This is a genomic window from Microcoleus sp. FACHB-68, from assembly GCF_014695715.1.
Classification (GTDB): domain Bacteria; phylum Cyanobacteriota; class Cyanobacteriia; order Cyanobacteriales; family Oscillatoriaceae; genus FACHB-68.
Genome location: NZ_JACJOT010000013.1, coordinates 594,678 through 612,089 on the forward strand (window position 1 = coordinate 594,678; position 17,412 = coordinate 612,089).

Annotated in this window: 17 protein-coding genes; 3 read left to right on the forward strand and 14 right to left on the reverse strand. The window is 44.6% G+C overall.

Annotation, left to right across the window (positions count from 1 at the left end; translation table 11 throughout):
• The first annotated feature begins 237 nt into the window (after nucleotides 1-237).
• Together crtW and H6F73_RS20165 are read left to right on the forward strand one after the other, a co-directional pair.
• Nucleotides 238-1,062 (forward strand): beta-carotene ketolase CrtW, encoded by an 825-nt coding sequence (crtW, locus tag H6F73_RS20160; protein ID WP_190760540.1) that lies wholly within the window; start codon nucleotides 238-240, stop codon nucleotides 1,060-1,062.
• Between the two features lie 506 nt (nucleotides 1,063-1,568).
• Entirely contained in the window at nucleotides 1,569-4,676 is a 3,108-nt protein-coding gene (locus H6F73_RS20165) for an ExeM/NucH family extracellular endonuclease (RefSeq protein ID WP_190760541.1), read from the forward strand.
• A 134-nt stretch (nucleotides 4,677-4,810) separates the two neighbouring features.
• Here the strand turns inward: H6F73_RS20165 and H6F73_RS20170 are convergent, their stop codons facing one another.
• The 14 genes from H6F73_RS20170 to psaK all read right to left on the reverse strand — a co-directional run bounded on the left by H6F73_RS20170 (nucleotide 4,811) and on the right by psaK (nucleotide 16,585).
• A complete protein-coding gene (locus H6F73_RS20170; protein ID WP_347239578.1) occupies nucleotides 4,811-5,440 on the reverse strand; it encodes a PAP/fibrillin family protein in 630 nt (209 codons plus the stop codon).
• A 96-nt stretch (nucleotides 5,441-5,536) separates the two neighbouring features.
• The gene (locus tag H6F73_RS20175) at nucleotides 5,537-6,469 is read right to left on the reverse strand and encodes a hypothetical protein (RefSeq protein WP_190760542.1); all 933 of its coding nucleotides are present in this window, start codon (nucleotides 6,467-6,469) and stop codon (nucleotides 5,537-5,539) included.
• A gap of 1 nt (nucleotide 6,470) precedes the next feature.
• Nucleotides 6,471-6,920 (reverse strand): TFIIB-type zinc ribbon-containing protein, encoded by a 450-nt coding sequence (locus tag H6F73_RS20180; RefSeq protein ID WP_190760543.1) that lies wholly within the window; start codon nucleotides 6,918-6,920, stop codon nucleotides 6,471-6,473.
• A gap of 536 nt (nucleotides 6,921-7,456) precedes the next feature.
• Nucleotides 7,457-7,693, reverse strand: a complete 237-nt coding sequence (locus H6F73_RS20185) for a DUF433 domain-containing protein (RefSeq protein ID WP_190760544.1) — start codon at nucleotides 7,691-7,693, stop codon at nucleotides 7,457-7,459.
• A gap of 84 nt (nucleotides 7,694-7,777) precedes the next feature.
• Nucleotides 7,778-8,020 carry a YgiT-type zinc finger protein gene (locus H6F73_RS20190; protein ID WP_190760545.1) on the reverse strand — a complete coding sequence of 81 codons (243 nt, stop codon included), beginning with the start codon at nucleotides 8,018-8,020 and terminating at the stop codon, nucleotides 7,778-7,780.
• A 4-nt stretch (nucleotides 8,021-8,024) separates the two neighbouring features.
• Nucleotides 8,025-8,321, reverse strand: coding sequence for a DUF4258 domain-containing protein (locus tag H6F73_RS20195; RefSeq protein WP_190760546.1), 297 nt, complete (start codon nucleotides 8,319-8,321; stop codon nucleotides 8,025-8,027).
• 91 nt (nucleotides 8,322-8,412) lie between these two features.
• Nucleotides 8,413-8,949, reverse strand: a complete 537-nt coding sequence (locus H6F73_RS20200) for a nucleotidyltransferase family protein (protein WP_190760547.1) — start codon at nucleotides 8,947-8,949, stop codon at nucleotides 8,413-8,415.
• A gap of 21 nt (nucleotides 8,950-8,970) precedes the next feature.
• Nucleotides 8,971-9,606, reverse strand: a complete 636-nt coding sequence (locus H6F73_RS20205) for a Uma2 family endonuclease (protein WP_190760548.1) — start codon at nucleotides 9,604-9,606, stop codon at nucleotides 8,971-8,973.
• 266 nt (nucleotides 9,607-9,872) lie between these two features.
• On the reverse strand, nucleotides 9,873-11,417 hold the full coding sequence (locus H6F73_RS20210) for a SulP family inorganic anion transporter (protein ID WP_190760549.1): 1,545 nt from the start codon (nucleotides 11,415-11,417) through the stop codon (nucleotides 9,873-9,875).
• 273 nt (nucleotides 11,418-11,690) lie between these two features.
• Nucleotides 11,691-11,906: a hypothetical protein gene (locus H6F73_RS20215; protein ID WP_190760550.1), complete on the reverse strand. Its 216-nt coding sequence runs from the start codon at nucleotides 11,904-11,906 to the stop codon at nucleotides 11,691-11,693.
• Nucleotides 11,907-12,262: 356 nt separating this feature from the next.
• On the reverse strand, nucleotides 12,263-12,931 hold the full coding sequence (locus tag H6F73_RS20220) for a response regulator transcription factor (protein WP_190760551.1): 669 nt from the start codon (nucleotides 12,929-12,931) through the stop codon (nucleotides 12,263-12,265).
• A complete protein-coding gene (locus H6F73_RS20225) occupies nucleotides 12,888-14,423 on the reverse strand; it encodes a HAMP domain-containing sensor histidine kinase (RefSeq protein WP_242072551.1) in 1,536 nt (511 codons plus the stop codon). The genes H6F73_RS20220 and H6F73_RS20225 overlap by 44 nt, the downstream gene beginning before the upstream one ends.
• A gap of 281 nt (nucleotides 14,424-14,704) precedes the next feature.
• Nucleotides 14,705-15,940, reverse strand: coding sequence for a site-2 protease family protein (locus H6F73_RS20230; protein WP_190760552.1), 1,236 nt, complete (start codon nucleotides 15,938-15,940; stop codon nucleotides 14,705-14,707).
• Nucleotides 15,941-16,318: 378 nt separating this feature from the next.
• Entirely contained in the window at nucleotides 16,319-16,585 is a 267-nt protein-coding gene (psaK, locus tag H6F73_RS20235; RefSeq protein WP_190760553.1) for a photosystem I reaction center subunit PsaK, read from the reverse strand.
• Between the two features lie 158 nt (nucleotides 16,586-16,743).
• Here psaK and H6F73_RS20240 point away from each other — a divergent pair, with 158 nt between their 5' ends.
• Entirely contained in the window at nucleotides 16,744-17,409 is a 666-nt protein-coding gene (locus H6F73_RS20240) for a phosphoribosylanthranilate isomerase (RefSeq protein ID WP_190760554.1), read from the forward strand.
• Nucleotides 17,410-17,412: the final 3 nt, after the last annotated feature.

A 17,412-nucleotide genomic window follows, 5' to 3' on the forward strand; every position in this document is an offset into this window, starting at 1 on the left:
TGTCATAAGGAGATTGAAGCTGCTGGTGCATAAAAAATACTAAGATCAAGCCCAATTTTCTCATTGTTGTAAAAATCGGCTATAAAGCATTCTTATTTTTGCTTATCTGCAAAAATTCCTACAGATAAAGCTATGTTTTAGAGCGTTGTGGCGATAATATTTTATTGCCTAGTGTGCCGTCTTGTCTTGATGATCAGGTTCCTAAATTTTCACTTTTAAGCTACACGGAGTCAAAGTATGATTCAGCTCGATAGAGCCTCCCTGCCACCCATAGAAATTTCTTCAAGCGTTAACACCAGAGTATCGCTGCCACTCGTAGAAATTTCTGCAAACGCTAAAAATGAAGAGGGAAGCAAGGGAATTTTAATCGCTTTTGCGATGTTTGCGCTATGGGCGAGCAGCCTGGTTTTCTTGTTTTACCTGGATCTTTCCAAAGTTCCCATGTGGTTGGTGTTGCCGGCTATCCTTTGGCAGACTTTTATGTACACGGGCTTATTTATTATTTCTCATGATGCCATGCATGGCGCAGTCTTTCCTCAAAATCGCAAAATTAACAATTTGATCGGTTCAGCAGCCGTCTTTGTTTACGCTCTCTTTTCCTATAAAAAGTTACTGAAAAAGCATGGAGTACACCACCAACATCCGGCAACTGAACTCGATCCCGATTTTCACGATCTAAAGCACAAAAACTTTTTTGCGTGGTATTTCCATTTTATGATGAGTTACACGACTTGGAGGCAAATTATTGGATTAATGGTTATCTTTAATATTGTTAGATCTGTAACTCATATTCCCGAACTAAATTTAGAGCTATTTTGGGGTCTTCCTTCACTTTTGAGTTCGCTGCAATTATTTTATTTTGGGACTTTCTTACCCCATCGAGAACCCAAAGGAGGCTATACGAATTCCCATCGAGCACAAAGCAGTGAGTTTCCAGTTTTCTGGTCATTTGTGACTTGCTATCATTTTGGCTACCACCAACAACATCACGAAAATCCTAATGTTCCTTGGTGGAAGTTACCGGAAATCTATAAAAATTCAAAACAGCAACCCGCATCCTGAACTTCTTCGCAGTTTTCACTTGCATTCATTGGCTATAGCACTCCTAAATTGGGTGTCCTAACATGAGCGGGTAAGATGCCGGCACACCAAGCTTTTGGGGGGGATAATCATTAACCAATCGCAGAAGATTGCTATATGTTAGGGCGCTGTATTGCGCCCTAAATTTTATATATAATTAAAATCGAATTAACAATAAGATTATGAGATGCAGCTTTCTCCACAATTAGCTCATCTCAAATCAAAATTAATCCGACTTAACCAAAATTTTACCTTCAGTGTCTTCTAAATCACTTTACAGAAATTCTGTATAAGTGATAACTTTTTGACGGGTGTTGCTCTCAGTAAAAGCACGGTTAACGCTCGGTAAAGAAACAGTAAACTTTGCGGAATTTTACGGAGAGAGTTGAAAGCTTCCTGAAATTCTATAACGCTGCGCTGTGATTTCTGCTTTGTCAGAACAAAAGCGATCTTGCAAATTCAATCAACAGTTAGGAAAGGGGGGATTTATGGCGGATTTATTTTTCTCAGAATATATCGAGGGAAGCAGTAATAACAAAGCGTTGGAAATCTACAACGGCACCGGCACTGCAATCGATTTAGCAGCAGAAGGTTATGTGGTGCAAATGTACTTCAACGGCAGCACCAGTGCCGGCTTAACGATTAATCTCACCGGCACCGTTGCAAACGGGGAAGTTTTTGTACTCGCACAGAGTAACGCCAGCGCCGCTATTCTCGCACAAGCTGATCAAACCAGTGCGGCATCTTGGTTTAACGGGGACGATGCGATTGTATTGCGGAGAGGTGGCGGAAGTGGGACGATTGTTGATGCGATTGGACAAATTGGCGTTGATCCGGGGACTGAATGGGGAAGCGGACTGAGCAGCACTGCTGACAACACTTTGCGTCGCAAAAGTAGCATCATTGCCGGCGATCCTAATCCCACCGATGCGTTTAATCCCAGTACAGAATGGGATGGATTTGCTACGGATAGCTTTGATAATTTAGGCACTCATACGGCAGATGGCGGCGGTACAACTGCCGGCATTACGATTACTCAAACTGCCGGAAGTACGGATGTTAATGAAGCCGGAGAAACCACCGATACTTATAATATTGCGTTGAATACTGCGCCGGCAGGTTCTGTAACTCTTGAAATTGCTGCCGACGAACAAACTCAAATTAGCAGCGATGGCGTTAACTTTTTCAACACGGTTAACCTGACGTTAAATAATACCAACCCGCAAACGATTACGGTTAGAGCCGTGAACGATCTGGATGCCGAAGGTTCTCCCCACACCAGCACAATCAGCCACACGATTACAAGCAGCAGTGATCCTGCCTATTCTAACAGTTTGACGCCGGTTCCTAATGTTAATGTCAACATCATTGATAACGAATTTACCCTGACTCCTATCTACGATATTCAAGGCAGCGGCGCAGCGAGTTCGCTTGTGGGGAATACGGTTACAACACAAGGCGTAGTTGTCGGCGATTTTCAAGGAAGTGCCGGCTTAAACGGCTTTTTTATTCAAGATGCTGCCGGTGATGGTAATGCCACAACGTCTGATGGCATTTTTGTGTTTGCGCCGAATAGTCTTGATGTCAATATTGGCGATGCGGTGCAACTCACCGGCAGCGTTTCTGAGTTTTCCAATCAAACCCAAATTAGCAATCTCAGCGATTTGAGTGTAACGGGTTCCGGGACAGTTTCTCCGCTTACCCTTGACTTGCCGGTGGCAGCCGTGGGTGATTTGGAACGTTATGAGGGAATGCTGGTTAATTTCCCCGAAACGTTAACCGTCACAGAAAACTTTAATTTAGGCCGATTTGGGGAAGTCTTGCTCTCATCAGAAGGCCGGCTTTTTAATCCCACCAACGTTATCGATCCAACGGATATTCCTTCCTCTGAAACAGAAAATGATGAGGATAACGTAGCGGCTGTAACAACGGCTCAAACCGCTAACAATCTGCGTGGAATTCTCCTTGATGATGGCAGCAATGTTCAGAATCCTGCAACGATTCCTTTCTTAAATGCAAATAACACCCTGCGGAGTGGCGACACCACCACAAATTTAACAGGTGTCCTCGGTTACGGTTTCAATAGTTATCGCATTCAGCCAACCGTTACCCCAACGTTTGCAGCAACCAATCCCCGCACTGCCGCACCTGAAGAAGTTGGAGGAAATGTTAAAGTTGCCAGTTTTAATGTGCTTAACTATTTCAACGGTGATGGCATGGGTGGCGGGTTTCCCACGTCTCGCGGTGCCAGTAGTGCCGTTGAATTTGAGCGTCAACGTAGCAAGATTTTTGCAGCTTTGTCGGCGATGGATGCAGATGTCGTTGGCTTAATTGAAATCGAAAATGATGGAGATGGAGCGAATTCTGCAATTGCCGATTTGGTGAATGGTTTAAATGAATATATCGGCGCAGATGTTTACGATTATATCCGCGATCCAGCGACCGGCGTGGGAACGGATGCAATCAAAACCGCCTTTATTTATAAACCCGATGAAGTGACGCCGACTGGTTCCGCAACCAGCAGCACAGAGGCAATTTTTGACCGGCTGCCGGTGGCGCAGACATTTAGCCTCAATTCTAACGGCGAAACGTTTACAGCCGTGGTGAACCACTTTAAATCTAAAGGCAGCGCACCCAGCAATTCTAGCGATCCGAATGCAGATCAAGGCGATGGACAGGGTGCTTGGAATCTCAAGCGCACGCAACAGGCAGAAACGTTGCTTGAATTTGTAAATAACCTCAAAACATCATCGGGAGATGAGGATGTTTTGGTGATCGGTGATTTGAATGCTTACGGCGAAGAAGATCCGATTGATGTGCTACGAAATGGTGGGTTAATTGATCAACTGGATCGATTTGTTGAGAATCCTTATTCCTACGTTTTTGACGGACAAGCCGGCTATTTAGATCACGCGTTGACGACGGCGAATTTAAGCGCACAAGTTGCCGGTGTAACCGAGTGGCATATTAACGCTGATGAACCTCGAATTTTAGATTACAACCTGGAATTTAAAACGCCTTCAGGTGGAACCTCACCGGATCTTTACACCGCAACGCCTTACCGTTCATCTGATCATGATCCAGTGATTATTGGTTTGAATTTAGCCAGCGAAATCACAACTATTAATGGCGGTAACGGCAGCGATACCATTAACGGAACCGCTGGAAGAGATAGCATTAGTGGAGGAAACGGCAGCGACATCCTCAACGGCAGCACCGGCAACGATACTCTCCTCGGTCAAAATGGGGATGATTTATTAAATGGAGGTGCCGGCAATGATTCGCTCAATGGCAATAATGGCAATGATTCTCTGATTGGTGGCAATGGCAACGACATCTTAACCGGCTTCAATGGCAATGATGTTTTTGTCTTAGCTGCCGGTGCCGGTAGCGACACGATCACTGACTTTACAGATGGTCAAGATCTAATCGGTTTATCCGGTAATTTGTTGTTTGAGCAATTAACTATTTCTCAAGGCACAGATGTGAATGCCGGCAATACTTTGATCCGGCTAACCAGTAGCGATGAATTGCTAGCAACTCTCACGGGAGTTTCTGCCGGCAGCCTCACATCTGCTGATTTCATTGCATTCTAATTAGTTCCGCAAAAAAAGATTGCCGGTTTGTCCTCAACTAATATAGACAAACCGGCATTTTTTGTCCAAAAAATAGAATCACAAAATTTTGCATTTCTACCAACGATTAATGAGCAACCGGCTCTCTTCATCAGTCACTCACGGCGAAACACAAACAGATTGCCGGTGGCACCTCTTCCGACTCTGATATCTTCATCTAAATAGGAAGTTGTCCACTCTGCCTCATTGCGGAGAAATTCTAATACAGGGATTTTCAATTCCGGAAAACGCCAACTTTCCATACCAAAAAACTTTGTTGCTTGCACAGAAAAACTGTCAAAGCTGACTTTAGCCATTTGTTCATCTGTGCCCCAAGTCCAAATGCCGGCAGCCTGTAACTGCCATTCACCTAGCAGGGGTAAGTCAAGAAAAGCATGATTAGAGGCAAAAATTTTCCCAGAATTGCCGGCAGCCAAAGTTTGCCACACCCGTTTGATTTTGATTGTTTCCCCAAAATCTGGCATTGAAGCAAGCCGGCGGGTGACGACGGTTCCTTTTGAGGCATACACCAATTGCCAATTACCGAGTAGAGAAGGGAGAGATGCCGGTTGGAGTGGGCGCGCGATAGGATTAATGCTTTCTAGCTGTCGCACCATTTCATCGATCTCCCCTCCATCCGAGGGAAATAAGGCTTGCTGTAGCCCTAATGCTTTGACTCGTTGCAAGAGGCCGGTTTTTAAGGCAATTCTCGTTGTCTCATCCTCTACCATGTTCTGAGTTTCCACTTCCCTGCTTTGAGGAAAGCATACCTCAGAGCGTTTAAAGGGTGGCGGCCCCTATGGGGAAAATCCGGGAAGACGGCAATGGCTGTTATGCGGTGGTTATTGAGGAAATTGGGGCTGAATCATTTCACGGGGAAATCCTACCTTCTCAGAAAGTTCTAGAACGTTATTGGCAAAATCGGTCCCTGTCGCAACAACACCTCCAATCGCGAACAATGCAGTGACGATAGCTAAGACTCTGTCTGGCTTGCGTTTCTCAGGTTTGTGAATGTGTTCTTCTAAATCTTCCAGATGTACTAAAACCTGCTCTCGCTCTTCAGTTGGAAACTCCTGAGCATTGCTGCGAAGAGATTGTATCAGGCTACTAATTTCATCAAGGTTTTGACTAATGTTCTGGGAGAAGTCATTCAGTGTGCCACCATACTGAGTACCGCCCTCAGCCGCAAAGCCACCCCCCCATTTGGAATTCCCGAAACTATAATTGATACTTTTGGACTGATTATCTGCCGAGGTCATAATGTCTCCTAAGTTATTTCCATAAACTTGTATGTGTATTTTAACTTGTTCATCTTCACCCATATCAATTTGTAAGTGAGTGAGATGATTTTCTATATAACGTACAAAAGGTTGAACCAAGTTTTTGTTGAATAAATCCACTTTTTCTTGATTTTTACCTTGAAAGCCTGCTTGAGCCAGCCAAACATAACCATGAGGATTGCTAGGATATTTATTGAGTCCATACCTTAAAAGCTGGTAAGTAAACGCTACTTCATCTTCGTCACTTTCGTCCGGAATTGGAAATTCTATATGTGGACTACTCAAAATATATTCTATATCGAAAATAGTAGACTGCTGTTGCTGTTTTTGGATAAAATTATAAATAATCGGATCATTTTCTATAAAATTGATAAATCTCCTTAAGTTGCTCATTCCCTCTTGAAATCTTGTTCTAAGAAGTCGGCTTGCTACTGTCCTAAATGTAACAGAAAGCTTTTGCAGCTCTTTTTTACTAATCTTAATCTCGCTTTCCATTTCATCTGACTCCACAACAAGGGCAGTAAATGCCTATTTCCTTACTCAAAGCTCTGGTTTTAACAATAAACTGACAGCAATCCAGATTCGTAACCTCTAACTCTTCGTGTTCAAACAAAATCTTTTCACTTTCCATTTTAATTGGCTTGCCTGCTTTAAACGAAATATGTTTTTTGCCTTTGAAGGTTTTCTCTAAATCTTTTGAGGACTGGCTAAGGAGAGATTTTGTATAGTTTCTAGCTACAACTTGAGCTTGTTCAACGATTTCATCTGTATAAAAATGACTAGGCTCATCCCGAAGTCCGCAATAAGGGCAAAATATTTCGATAATATCTTCTCTTTTAAAATCTTCTACTGTTAGCTTAAATCTATCATTACAAAAAGGACATTGAATAGTAATAAATCCATCATTATCACTAGGAACAGTTATTTTAAAAAATACATTGTTCATATCACTTTACCTCAACTGTAGTGCTGGTTTCATTGCCTAATACATCGGCTAAGCAAGCGGACGGCCATAGTATGTTTCTCTCCTAACACGAATTAAACTAAGCTGACTTATGACAAAATAGCCTTAGTTTAACCAATTGAGAGAAAATTATGTGTTTTTCTCTTCAATGTATATGCCTAATGTAAGTTTATTTATATTTTAAAACCCGTATTAAATCTTTATTTGTGTCAGAAAGTTCCATCACAGTTATTAGTTTATTAAGTGTTTATATTAAGTGAGGAATACTTCCGTTCAGTATTCGTAATAGTGTTAGTCGTGACTAGAAGCAGCTTGTAGGGTTGCTGACGAAGCAAGAAAGAATCCAAAAACCCGATTTTTCGTTACCACAATTCGCTCCTCCTGCATCGAAATGGCATTGATTTCAGAATCTATCGTCGCATTTTGCTAAGGTAAGTCTCTAGTGTGGATTATATCATAGCTAGATATTTGCAGCAGCCTACCCAACCGAACCGGCAACTGAGCATCGACTAGAAACTTCACTGGAGTACCCTATGAATGCTTTTAACCTGAGTCAATCGGGTTGCAAACGCTAATACAGCAAGAATGTCTGCCGATTCTAAGTCATCGTAATCTTCCATAATCTCCTCGGTACTCATGCCAGAACTCAGTAACTCTAGAATGAATTCCACCGGATAGCGAAGTCCACGAATGCAGGGTTTACCATGACAAATTTCTGGGTTAAGAGTGATACGTTCTAGCAGATTGTTTTCCATATTCAATTCCCTCAATTAGTCATTATCCTAGCAATTCTTCTAATGCCTCTACATCTTCCAGCGAAGATGGCAAGTCGCGCTAACTTAAGTAGATTCTAAATGAGCGACTGGAATCTGTTCGGTTCTCTCAGGCGATTTTGCCCCAGTTGCAATGGCGTGAACAGCATGGAGAATATCCGCACTGTAGTATCGATTCCCACAGACATCACAAACACCAATCGTCACATCTTCAAGAATGACAAATCCATCTTTGTGTTTGAAGGCTTCACGCTTGACAGTGCGAGGTTGAACGTTTCCTTCACAATACTCGCATTTGTATCCATACATACAACTAGCCCTCCAACTCAGTGACTTCGTAAACAGTGATTATCAGATAACGTCCGTTGCTAGCGAAACGTCCAACCACGCCAACAGGTATCTGTTGATCTAATCCAGTCCCTACAACTATATATTTTGTTCCTCTAGGATCGTCTTTTTCAACCCGTATGACTTGACCCGTTAAAACAGCCTCTTCTACATCCAGAATAGTCAGCATATCCTCAGCCATCTCTTCCATTGCATGAGCTGACATATCGTACTGACGGAATCGAATTTTCTCTCTAATACGGTCAATATCACTGGGAGGCACTTGATTGCTTGGATCACATCCAGGCAATTATATCAAGTTGGTAAGACGTTCATTCTTTTAATCTAAACCTTACTAATATTGCCGGCAATTTCTAAGCAAGACGCAGACAAGGGCATTTTTGTAAAAATGAAGCCGCTTTACTCTCCGCATTTGGGTTGTGTAAATGTGCTGGAGCCGGCCTGATAATACCATCAAACAAATCATCTAAACCGTAAGGAGTAAAGAACTGCCATTGTCCTCGCTCATCTAACCGAACGCCTACAGCCGTTGCTGTGTGCAGCCAATCACTGACTCCATCTTCAGTGCTATTGTACAACCGGCTGCCGGCACGCCAACGCGCAAAACTTGCTTGATTTTTAACATCAAATTTATAGTTAGGAAACTGCGCTGTAAGGGTCGCTTTCGCCGTGAGTTCTTGCTCACGATCTCCCAACGCATCAAAAAAGGCAATGTCAAAATCGTTAATAATTAACTGACATTCATTACCAAACAGCGATTTCCAAACCGTATTTCGGATTGCACCACCGGCTAACCACCAATTCGGCAGATTGAGCATGGAGATTGCCGGCAATACAACACCCACCGGCGAATCAACCAAAATCTTCTGGAGGCGAGTGGTATTATCCATGTTTTATTTATGTCTTTCCAGTTATTTACCCAATTGTCTTTTCAGTTCGCGCAGCATCCGACTGGTTCCTTCATCAATCGCTTTTTGCACTAGCTGGGGAATCATTTCAGTAATAGGCAGATCGGGAAAAGTCAGACTAATCAATGATTCAGTATAGGTCTCATTTTGGAGAATATAAATCGTCAGTTTGCGATTTCGATAGATCCACACTTCCGGAACGCGCAAGGCTTGATAAGCATTCAAGGTCGTCTTTGAAGTAACATCAGATTCAATGGCAAGATCGGGAGGTGGGTAAACCTCCAAATTCATATTGGTACAACCTCGAACACGACCGGCATTCTGGATATAAAAGCAGGTATCGGGTTCAACACCGGCAATGTCTGGTTGCTTCAAAGTCGTTGAGCCAAAATCTTCCCAGTCCTGTCCTTGGGCATCCAAAATTGTTGTGAGTATGTAAGCAATAATGCGATGGGAACGTTCCTGCAATGCCAAAGGAGACATGATTTCCAGCGTTCCTTGATAGTAAGCAATCCGCGTGTTGCGCTGTTCTCCCAGTTCGATAAGAATCTCCTCAAACTCCTGCCAGGACAGGTTATGAATGGTGATCATGCTACCGGCAGTGAGTTCAATGGCACCAATGGGGATGGTAACAGTCATTAATGTTCCTCCGTCGATTGCTCAGGCAGCTTCTTCAAGGGTAACTTGCCATTCATCTGTGAGCCGATTTTGCATTGTGAAAACCTATTCCAGTCCAATCTGCGTTATTTTCGCACAATACCTGTATCTCATATTAATGAAAACCGGCTCATGATTGAAATGAGCCGGCATTCGGGAATTAGAAAACTAAAATTCTGTATTTGATCAAAAACCCTGAGACGCTTTCTGATGAAAATCTCCGAAGACTTAACAGCCTTCAACAGTTTTTAGGCAGTCACCGGCGGTCGCCCTGAAGACATCAAAGGTTTATGATAACGCTCGACCAAACGCTCCCATTCGACAACAAGAGAGCCGCCGGTTTCTTCTTGTTGGCTTGCCCAGGTTGAGAACAAATCCAGGCAGGAATGATCGATATAAGCCAGTTTATCTAAGTGGAGATGCAAGTCAGTTTCTCGCGGAATTTGCTCTAAAATCGTGGCAAGCTCTGGCAAACGAACAAATGTTGCAGCTCCATCCAGATATAAGTCCATTCGCTGTCTTTTTTCATGTTTAACTAAAGAAATATTCAGGCGAGAGATTTTGTAAATGAGTTTAACGACTGAGAGGAAAATTCCAATCAAAACGCCGGTGAGCAAATCGGTGGCAATAATTCCTAATAAGGTGGCAAAGTAAATCGCCAGCGGAAAACGTCCGTACTTTTTCAGTTTGCGGATGTTTTCCACACTCACCAATTTGTAGCCGGTATAAACCAGAATTGCGGCAAGACTAGCTGTCGGAACAAGTTTCAAAATATTCGGTGCGGCAACCACCAGCGCCAGCAACCAAACGCCGTGCAAAATTGTAGAAAGACGGGTTTTTCCTTCGGCTTCCACGTTAACAGAACTGCGGACAATCACGCCCGTCATGGGTAGCGCCCCTAAGACTCCGCAAATCATGTTTCCTAAGCCTTGGGCGGCTAATTCGCGGTCAAAATCTGTTTTTGGCCCTTGATGCAGCCGGTCTACTGCGACGGCGGAGAGTAAGCTTTCTGCACTGGCAATGAAGGCGATTGCAATGGCTTCCGTGAGTAATGGTGCTTGCAGTAGCCGTGACAAGTCTGCCGGCACCGGCAATCGAATCGCATCAGCTAAATTTGCCGGCACATCAACGTATTGAATGGGTAGCTTCATGGCACTAGCAATTGCAGTTGCTAAAACCACGGCAATCAGCGCACCGGGTAACAAGTTCAAACGTTTAGGCTTAAATTTTTCCCACAAAATCAGGGTAATGATTGTTGTGACACCGATTAAAGCGGCGATGTGATGAGTGCTGCCATCGATGGGAAAAATGCCTTTGTAGATCGCTTTTGGAATGGAAAGTAGATTCTCGAAGCCGTGTGTATAAGGCTTGTCATCAACCATGACGTGAAATTGGGATGAGAAAATCAGCACCCCAATACCGGCAAGCATTCCATAAATCACTGCCGGCGACATGGCACGGAAGAATTGACCGAGTTTAAAGATGCCGGCGAGTAACTGAATTAAGCCGGCAAGCATCAATACAGGGCCGAGCATTTCGATGCCATACTCTTGAACTAATTGGGCAACAATTACGGCTAATCCCGCTGCCGGCCCACTAACTTGTAGCGGAGAACCGGAAACTGTACCAACAATAATTCCCCCCACCATTCCGGTTAGTAATCCGAGAGCCGGTGGTACTCCTGAAGCAATTGCAATTCCCATACACAAAGGCAGGGCAACGAGAAATACCACAAAGGAAGCTAAGAGGTCGTTGGTAATAAATTTTTGGCTTCTAATCTTAAAGGTTGTCATGCTATTTCCCTTTTTGATGTGATGATTTCATGTCTTAGAAGCGTGCTTTTGTGGCATAGCATTCGGGTAGAAATCTATAAATAGACTATGATTTATAGCTCCGAATGCTTCCCATAAGGCATCGCTCAACTCATGATTGGCAGCGATAGTAGGGTTGAGTGCCCGCTTTTTGTTGAGATTCTTAAAAAAATGCTAACTAAAAACGAGTCAAACCTTATCCGGTAAAAAAAATGAAAAACACTCTTTTTTTGTGCTAAGGAAAAATCTAGAAACCTAGCCCTTGATAACACCTTGGAGCTTGTCGATCCTCATGACAACAGTGACAATGAGAAGCTGCACCGGCAAAGGAGAGAAGCTATAAGTTACTAGACAGCAAACGATGATTGCTCCTAATGCAACTAACGTTAAAAGTGGATTCGTGGTTTGCAAAATCGCCCACAAAGCGATTGTGGCAACCAATAAGCTAATCATGCTAATCGGAGAAAGCATTATCACACCCTCCAAATTTCTAAGTGTTTTGTTTGGCTCACTAGCCAAGGCATTGTTCACGCATAATTACATTAAGTTTTGTTTCGTGAATGCGTTGATTCTAACCCTTGAATTTTTCAAAATTAATCAAACAAAAGGTAGAATTCTAACAAGCCCAAAGGTAGATTGACAGTCAAAAAAATGTTAAAAGTTAATTTTTACTAAAGAAAAAAAGAAATCCTGAAATGTTACAAAAGCTACAGCGTAACTTGTTGATAACTGAATCTTCAGGATTTAACCTTTAGTAAAAATAAAGCTTCTATCCTTAGCCTGACAAGTAGGGATGAATTAAGGATAAGGGAATGATGAGAAAATTCTCATGTTCGCAGCCGGTAGCCCATGCCTCTGACGGTCTCAATTAAATCGCTACCGAACTTTTTACGCAGATAACCCACATAAACATCGACAATATTAGAGCCTGGGTCATAGTCATAGCCCCAAACGTGGCTGAGCAATTGCTCTCGGCTCATCACTTGCCCTGGATGACGCACAAACGTTTCAGCGAGAGTAAATTCTCGTGCGGATAGCTCAATTAGGCGATCACCGGCTTTCACCTGACGGGTACGCAAGTCAAGGACAATCGGGCCGGCTTTCAGAATCATTTCTTCCTTCACTTTCGGCAAATGATTATCCCGCAACCGCGCCCGCACTCGTGCTAAAAGTTCTTCAAATCGAAACGGCTTGGTAACATAGTCATCCGCCCCCCCTTCCAAACCGGCAACTTTATCCCTGACATCATCACGGGCTGTGAGAATAATAATCGGCAGTCGCTCACCTCGACCTCGCAATTCTTCCAATACTGCCCAGCCATCTTTGCCAGGAAGCCCGATATCAAGAATTACCAAGTCAAAATTATCGCTACACGCTATCCCCAGCGCTTCATAACCGTCTTTTGCAACGGTGGTGGTAAATCCGCTGGCTTTTAACCCTTTTTCCAGAAAGCTAGCGATGCGAGGTTCGTCTTCTGCGATTAAAATCCGGTTCATGAGACAAAACCTCCTGGGCGGGTTCCACTGGAATCACAACGGTGAACATTGAGCCAACACCGGGCCGGCTGAAGAGTATAACTTGACCGGCATGAGCTTCTGCAATGGCGCGAACGATCGCTAATCCCAAACCAGCACCTTCGGAACGGCGGCGACTGTCAGACGTTCTGGCGAAGCGCTCAAAAATTCGCTTTTGATCGGCAAAAGCAATTCCCGTGCCGGTGTCGCGCACCCAAAACCGGACGTTGCCGTTAATCAGTACCGATCCCAGGGCAATCACATCAGACTCTGTGGTGTGTTGGGTGGCGTTCTGAGCCAAGTTCATTATCGCTTGAGTCAGGCGCTGCCGGTCTGCAATAATTCGCCCGGTGCCTTTGTTTTCTAAACGCCAGTCTCTAGAGGCTAAGGCTTTTGCTTTCGAGAAAAGTTCTTCTGTTAGCGAGTTCACATCTACCGTTTCTAAGGTTAAAAAATTAGGTTGCTCTGCCTTAGCCAGGAGTAATAAATCATCGACAAACCGGCTCATCCGATCCAGTTCATCCATCACTAATTCTATGGTTTCACGCTGTTCTTCGGGGTCATCACCTAATAGTTCTAAATGCCCGCGAATAATCGTGATCGGAGTTCGCAGTTCATGGCCGGCATCATTTATAAAGTCACGTTGAGTTGTAAAAGCCGCTTGCAGCCGGTCAAGCATCTCATTAAACGTCACCGTAATTTCAGCAATTTCGTCTGAGCCTTGTACGGCAATGCGCCGCGTTAAGTCAGACTCAGTAATTGCTCGCGCTGTCTCTGTCAGCAAGCGTAAAGGCGCAAGTACCCGCCCTGCCACGACCCAAGCTAGTGCTGAAGCTGCCGCCAATACAGCCGTTATTACCTTAATCATAATAACAACGGCCTCATTCACCTGCTGACGTTTGCCGGCGAGGGCATGAGCAACCACAAACACACCACGAATTTCTCCGTTAAAGACTATCGGCTTCGCTAAAAATAGGATATTGCCCTGTGGGGTTGATACTTTCCCTCGTTGCACACTCTTTAGCTGCGCCCATTGCTGAACAATCTTTGAATCTTGACGCAGCAGAGCGGGAATCTTTGTGGGACTATATTTGTACAGTTTCCCATTTAAAATAGCAAGCAAAAACTCATCTTGGTCAGGAATATTGCGAGACAGAAACACCTTGAAAATAGCAGCAACATCCTCTCCAAACGGTTGACCTGTTTCTGGATTGCGGCCTTCAACTAATTTGCGAAATTCTTCCACTTCTTGAACAAGTGACTGTTCAATGCCCTTTTCTAATCGCACAAACAGGATTTGACGAATAATCAAAATAGAGACGAGGGCTGAAAAAGCCATCAGCACGACATACCAGGCTAGAATGCGCGTTCGTGCGCCAAAAAAAACTCGATGCCAGCCAAAGGATGGGTTTGCATTAATTTCTCCTTTCTGCAAAACCCGACTCATCAAGGTTGTTTTTGTCTCTAGGCTCATAATTCAGCCGGCTTACACTAGACTTTTCTAAGGTTCTATGCTATATGCGTAGAAACATTTTGACGGCTTGGGGCGTATCTTTTCAATTAAAAATTTTATAGGACAGTTGCAGTTTAAGAGCGTAAATTATGGGATTGCTCTGTCAAAGAATATTGTCTAGACGAGCCGGTTACAACGGATGCCCCTCATCTGCACCCACTGTACCTGATTTCGTCCTGTCAATTTTTCTATTCCTCGAATCCTAGCCTCAAACTCAATCGCTGCGACAAACCGGCAACCGTTTAAGATTTCTGATTACTAACGACATCAGCCGTTGCCTTAGCAATCGTCCCCAGCTGTAATCCTTGGGGATAATCGCCTTCTTGCTTAATGCGCTTGATTTCTGCTTCAGGAATCGGTAAGTTTAACTTCTGACAAACAGCTTGCACAATATCGCCGCGATCAATCACACCGGCAACTGCACCCGCTGGAGAGAGAACCGTCATGCGCCGCAATTGATGAACTTCCAGCCGGTTGATCGCTTCCACAATCGGCGTTTTTTCGTCAACGGTAATCAAGTCTGCAAACGGACGCGCAATGTGATGAAGCGTTTGTTTTTCCCAAAGGCTGCGCTCTACAAAGCGAATATCATCGGTAACAATCATGCCGCGATAGCGACCATTAGACGCAGCATAAAAAGGTTTTTCTGAGGCACCGCCTTCAATTAACAGATATTGATCCGCAAACTCGCGCAGCGTCATCTCAGCATCAACCACCCGAAACTCGCGATTCATGGCATCCGCTGCGGTTAGCCGCACTAAGGCTTCCTGTAAATCGGTGAGCCGGTCGTAGGCGCTAGCATTGCGGACTCCAAACCAGCCCAGCAGTGCGATCCACAAACCGCCAATTCCCTCTCTCCCCCCCAGCAATACCGCTGCTACGCCTAAAGTAATAGCAGTCCAACCCAAGGCTTTACCGGCTTTCGCGGCCCAGTGAACGCCGGCAAAGCGATCGCCGGTCAGTTTCCACACGGCTGCTTTAACAATCTGTCCCCCATCTAAAGGCAGGCCGGGAATCAGGTTAAATAAAGTTAAAATCAAGTTGATCTGCGCTAGATGGGCTGCGATAATCTTCACCGGCTGCGGCCCTGGGAACTGGGCGAATGCACTAAACAGAAAGCACAAGATCAAACTCACCGCAGGGCCGGCGATCGCCACCTGAAACGCTTTGCCCGGTGTTTTCGATTCTTGCTCAATTGAGGCAACTCCACCAAATAAAAATAAAGTAATGGAATTAACTTTAATGCCCTGGGAACGCGCGACTAAACTGTGACCGAGTTCGTGGAGTAACACGGAAGCGAACAGCAACAGCGCCAACACCAGGCCGGCACTCCAGGCGACAACGGAACCCCATTCTGGATGCTGATTTTGCCAATCCGCCCCATTGGCAAGCGTTAGCAACGCTAGAATAATGAACCAAGAGGAATCAATATATAAAGGGATTCCAAATAGATAACCAATTCGCCAACCTGACTGCATGAAACTTTCCTTGCCGAGCGCAGCAGTTTATCTGTGCAAGAATTAAAGCTTGCTTCCTTAATTCTACTGATTTCGCCGGCTCCCCTGCCGGACACGCTGCTCATCAGCTAACATATCTCTCAACTTGAGCGCATTTCATAGAGTCGTTATCGCGAAATCAGTTTCTCAATTGAAGAGTCATAAAGAAACCGAATCGTCTTTTTTTAGATTAAATTTATATTTTTTAAATGATTGCCGGTTTGCAGCGATTGGGCGCATCGCCTTTTAAAGCAGTTTCTTGCAATTCGTTGCCGATTAATGCTTCAATCCCCAATTCAAGGGTGGGGTGAGGTTCTAGCAAGCCAAAGCACCGGCTTCCCCCTCACCGCCTCATGTTGCCTACAGGACGCCGGCGTTACTGAGTCCCAAGATCGCCCCTGCACCCAACAAGTGACCAAAGCTCATGGTTGCTAGCAATTCCGGCCAGCCAAAGCCGGTAAATAAACCGGGCACTTCAAGGGGCAAACGAGGGCCGACACCGCGTTTCTGAATGGCAAAGCGTCCGATAGCAATTGCCAAGAGATTGGCGACAACCATCACGATTGCAATATTGGGCGACCACTGCGCCGTTGAAGCAGATGTTAGCAGTAAAGTTGGGTAAATCAAGTTACTATCTCCTAACCTTGATAAAGTGCGACAAACAAGTTTGTTATATTTTCTACATGAAAGGTTGAGTTTATTGTCTCTATTTGTTTTAATAGTTAACAATTAGCGGTCTTTTTGACACAAAAGTATAAAGTTTACAAGAAATAGAGCTTTTTTTGATGCGGGTAAAAATTTGCGGAATTACGAAACCCGATCAGGGGTGTGCGATCGCACAGATGGGATGCACTGCTTTGGGGTTTATCTGCGTGCCGGCATCCCCGCGCTACGTCACTTCGCTACAAATTCGGGAAATAGTAGACCAAATCGAGCCGGTGAATATTGACCGAATTGGCGTTTTTGTCAATGAGACGAATGAGCAAATCTGTGAAACCGTTGCAGTTGGAAATTTAACCGGCATCCAGTTGCATGGCGACGAATCTCCAGACGTTTGCCGGCAGTTGCGCCGGTTGCTACCTAATATTGAAATAATTAAAGCTTTGAGAGTGCGCTCACCAGAAGCACTTGATCAAGCCGAGACTTATGCCGGCTATGTCGATACTCTGCTATTAGACGCCTACCACCCCCAGATGCAAGGCGGCACCGGCCAAACCCTAGACTGGAAAAGTTTACAGCAATTTAATCCCAGTTGCCCTTGGCTGCTTGCTGGCGGCTTAACACCAGAAAACGTCTCAGATGCCCTCAACCAAGTTAAACCTGCCGGTATCGACCTCTCAAGTGGCGTAGAGCGGTCACCGGGAGATAAAGATTTAACAAAAGTCGCCAGATTATTTGAAAGACTGACGGTTAGGGGGCATGGGGCATGGGTCAAGGCTTCGCCAACCTAAAGG

Bases quoted from the DNA above. Each gene is read 5' to 3' on its own strand.
- crtW (WP_190760540.1), top strand. From the start codon at position 238: ATGATTCAGCTCGATAGAGCCTCCCTGCCACCCATAGAAATTTCTTCA.
- H6F73_RS20165 (WP_190760541.1), top strand. From the start codon at position 1,569: ATGGCGGATTTATTTTTCTCAGAATATATCGAGGGAAGCAGTAATAAC.
- H6F73_RS20175 (WP_190760542.1), bottom strand. From the start codon at position 6,469: ATGGAAAGCGAGATTAAGATTAGTAAAAAAGAGCTGCAAAAGCTTTCT.
- H6F73_RS20180 (WP_190760543.1), bottom strand. From the start codon at position 6,920: ATGAACAATGTATTTTTTAAAATAACTGTTCCTAGTGATAATGATGGA.
- H6F73_RS20185 (WP_190760544.1), bottom strand. From the start codon at position 7,693: ATGGAAAACAATCTGCTAGAACGTATCACTCTTAACCCAGAAATTTGT.
- H6F73_RS20190 (WP_190760545.1), bottom strand. From the start codon at position 8,020: ATGTATGGATACAAATGCGAGTATTGTGAAGGAAACGTTCAACCTCGC.
- H6F73_RS20200 (WP_190760547.1), bottom strand. From the start codon at position 8,949: ATGGATAATACCACTCGCCTCCAGAAGATTTTGGTTGATTCGCCGGTG.
- H6F73_RS20205 (WP_190760548.1), bottom strand. From the start codon at position 9,606: ATGACTGTTACCATCCCCATTGGTGCCATTGAACTCACTGCCGGTAGC.
- H6F73_RS20210 (WP_190760549.1), bottom strand. From the start codon at position 11,417: ATGACAACCTTTAAGATTAGAAGCCAAAAATTTATTACCAACGACCTC.
- H6F73_RS20215 (WP_190760550.1), bottom strand. From the start codon at position 11,906: ATGCTTTCTCCGATTAGCATGATTAGCTTATTGGTTGCCACAATCGCT.
- H6F73_RS20220 (WP_190760551.1), bottom strand. From the start codon at position 12,931: ATGAACCGGATTTTAATCGCAGAAGACGAACCTCGCATCGCTAGCTTT.
- H6F73_RS20225 (WP_242072551.1), bottom strand. From the start codon at position 14,423: ATGAGCCTAGAGACAAAAACAACCTTGATGAGTCGGGTTTTGCAGAAA.
- H6F73_RS20230 (WP_190760552.1), bottom strand. From the start codon at position 15,940: ATGCAGTCAGGTTGGCGAATTGGTTATCTATTTGGAATCCCTTTATAT.
- H6F73_RS20240 (WP_190760554.1), top strand. From the start codon at position 16,744: ATGCGGGTAAAAATTTGCGGAATTACGAAACCCGATCAGGGGTGTGCG.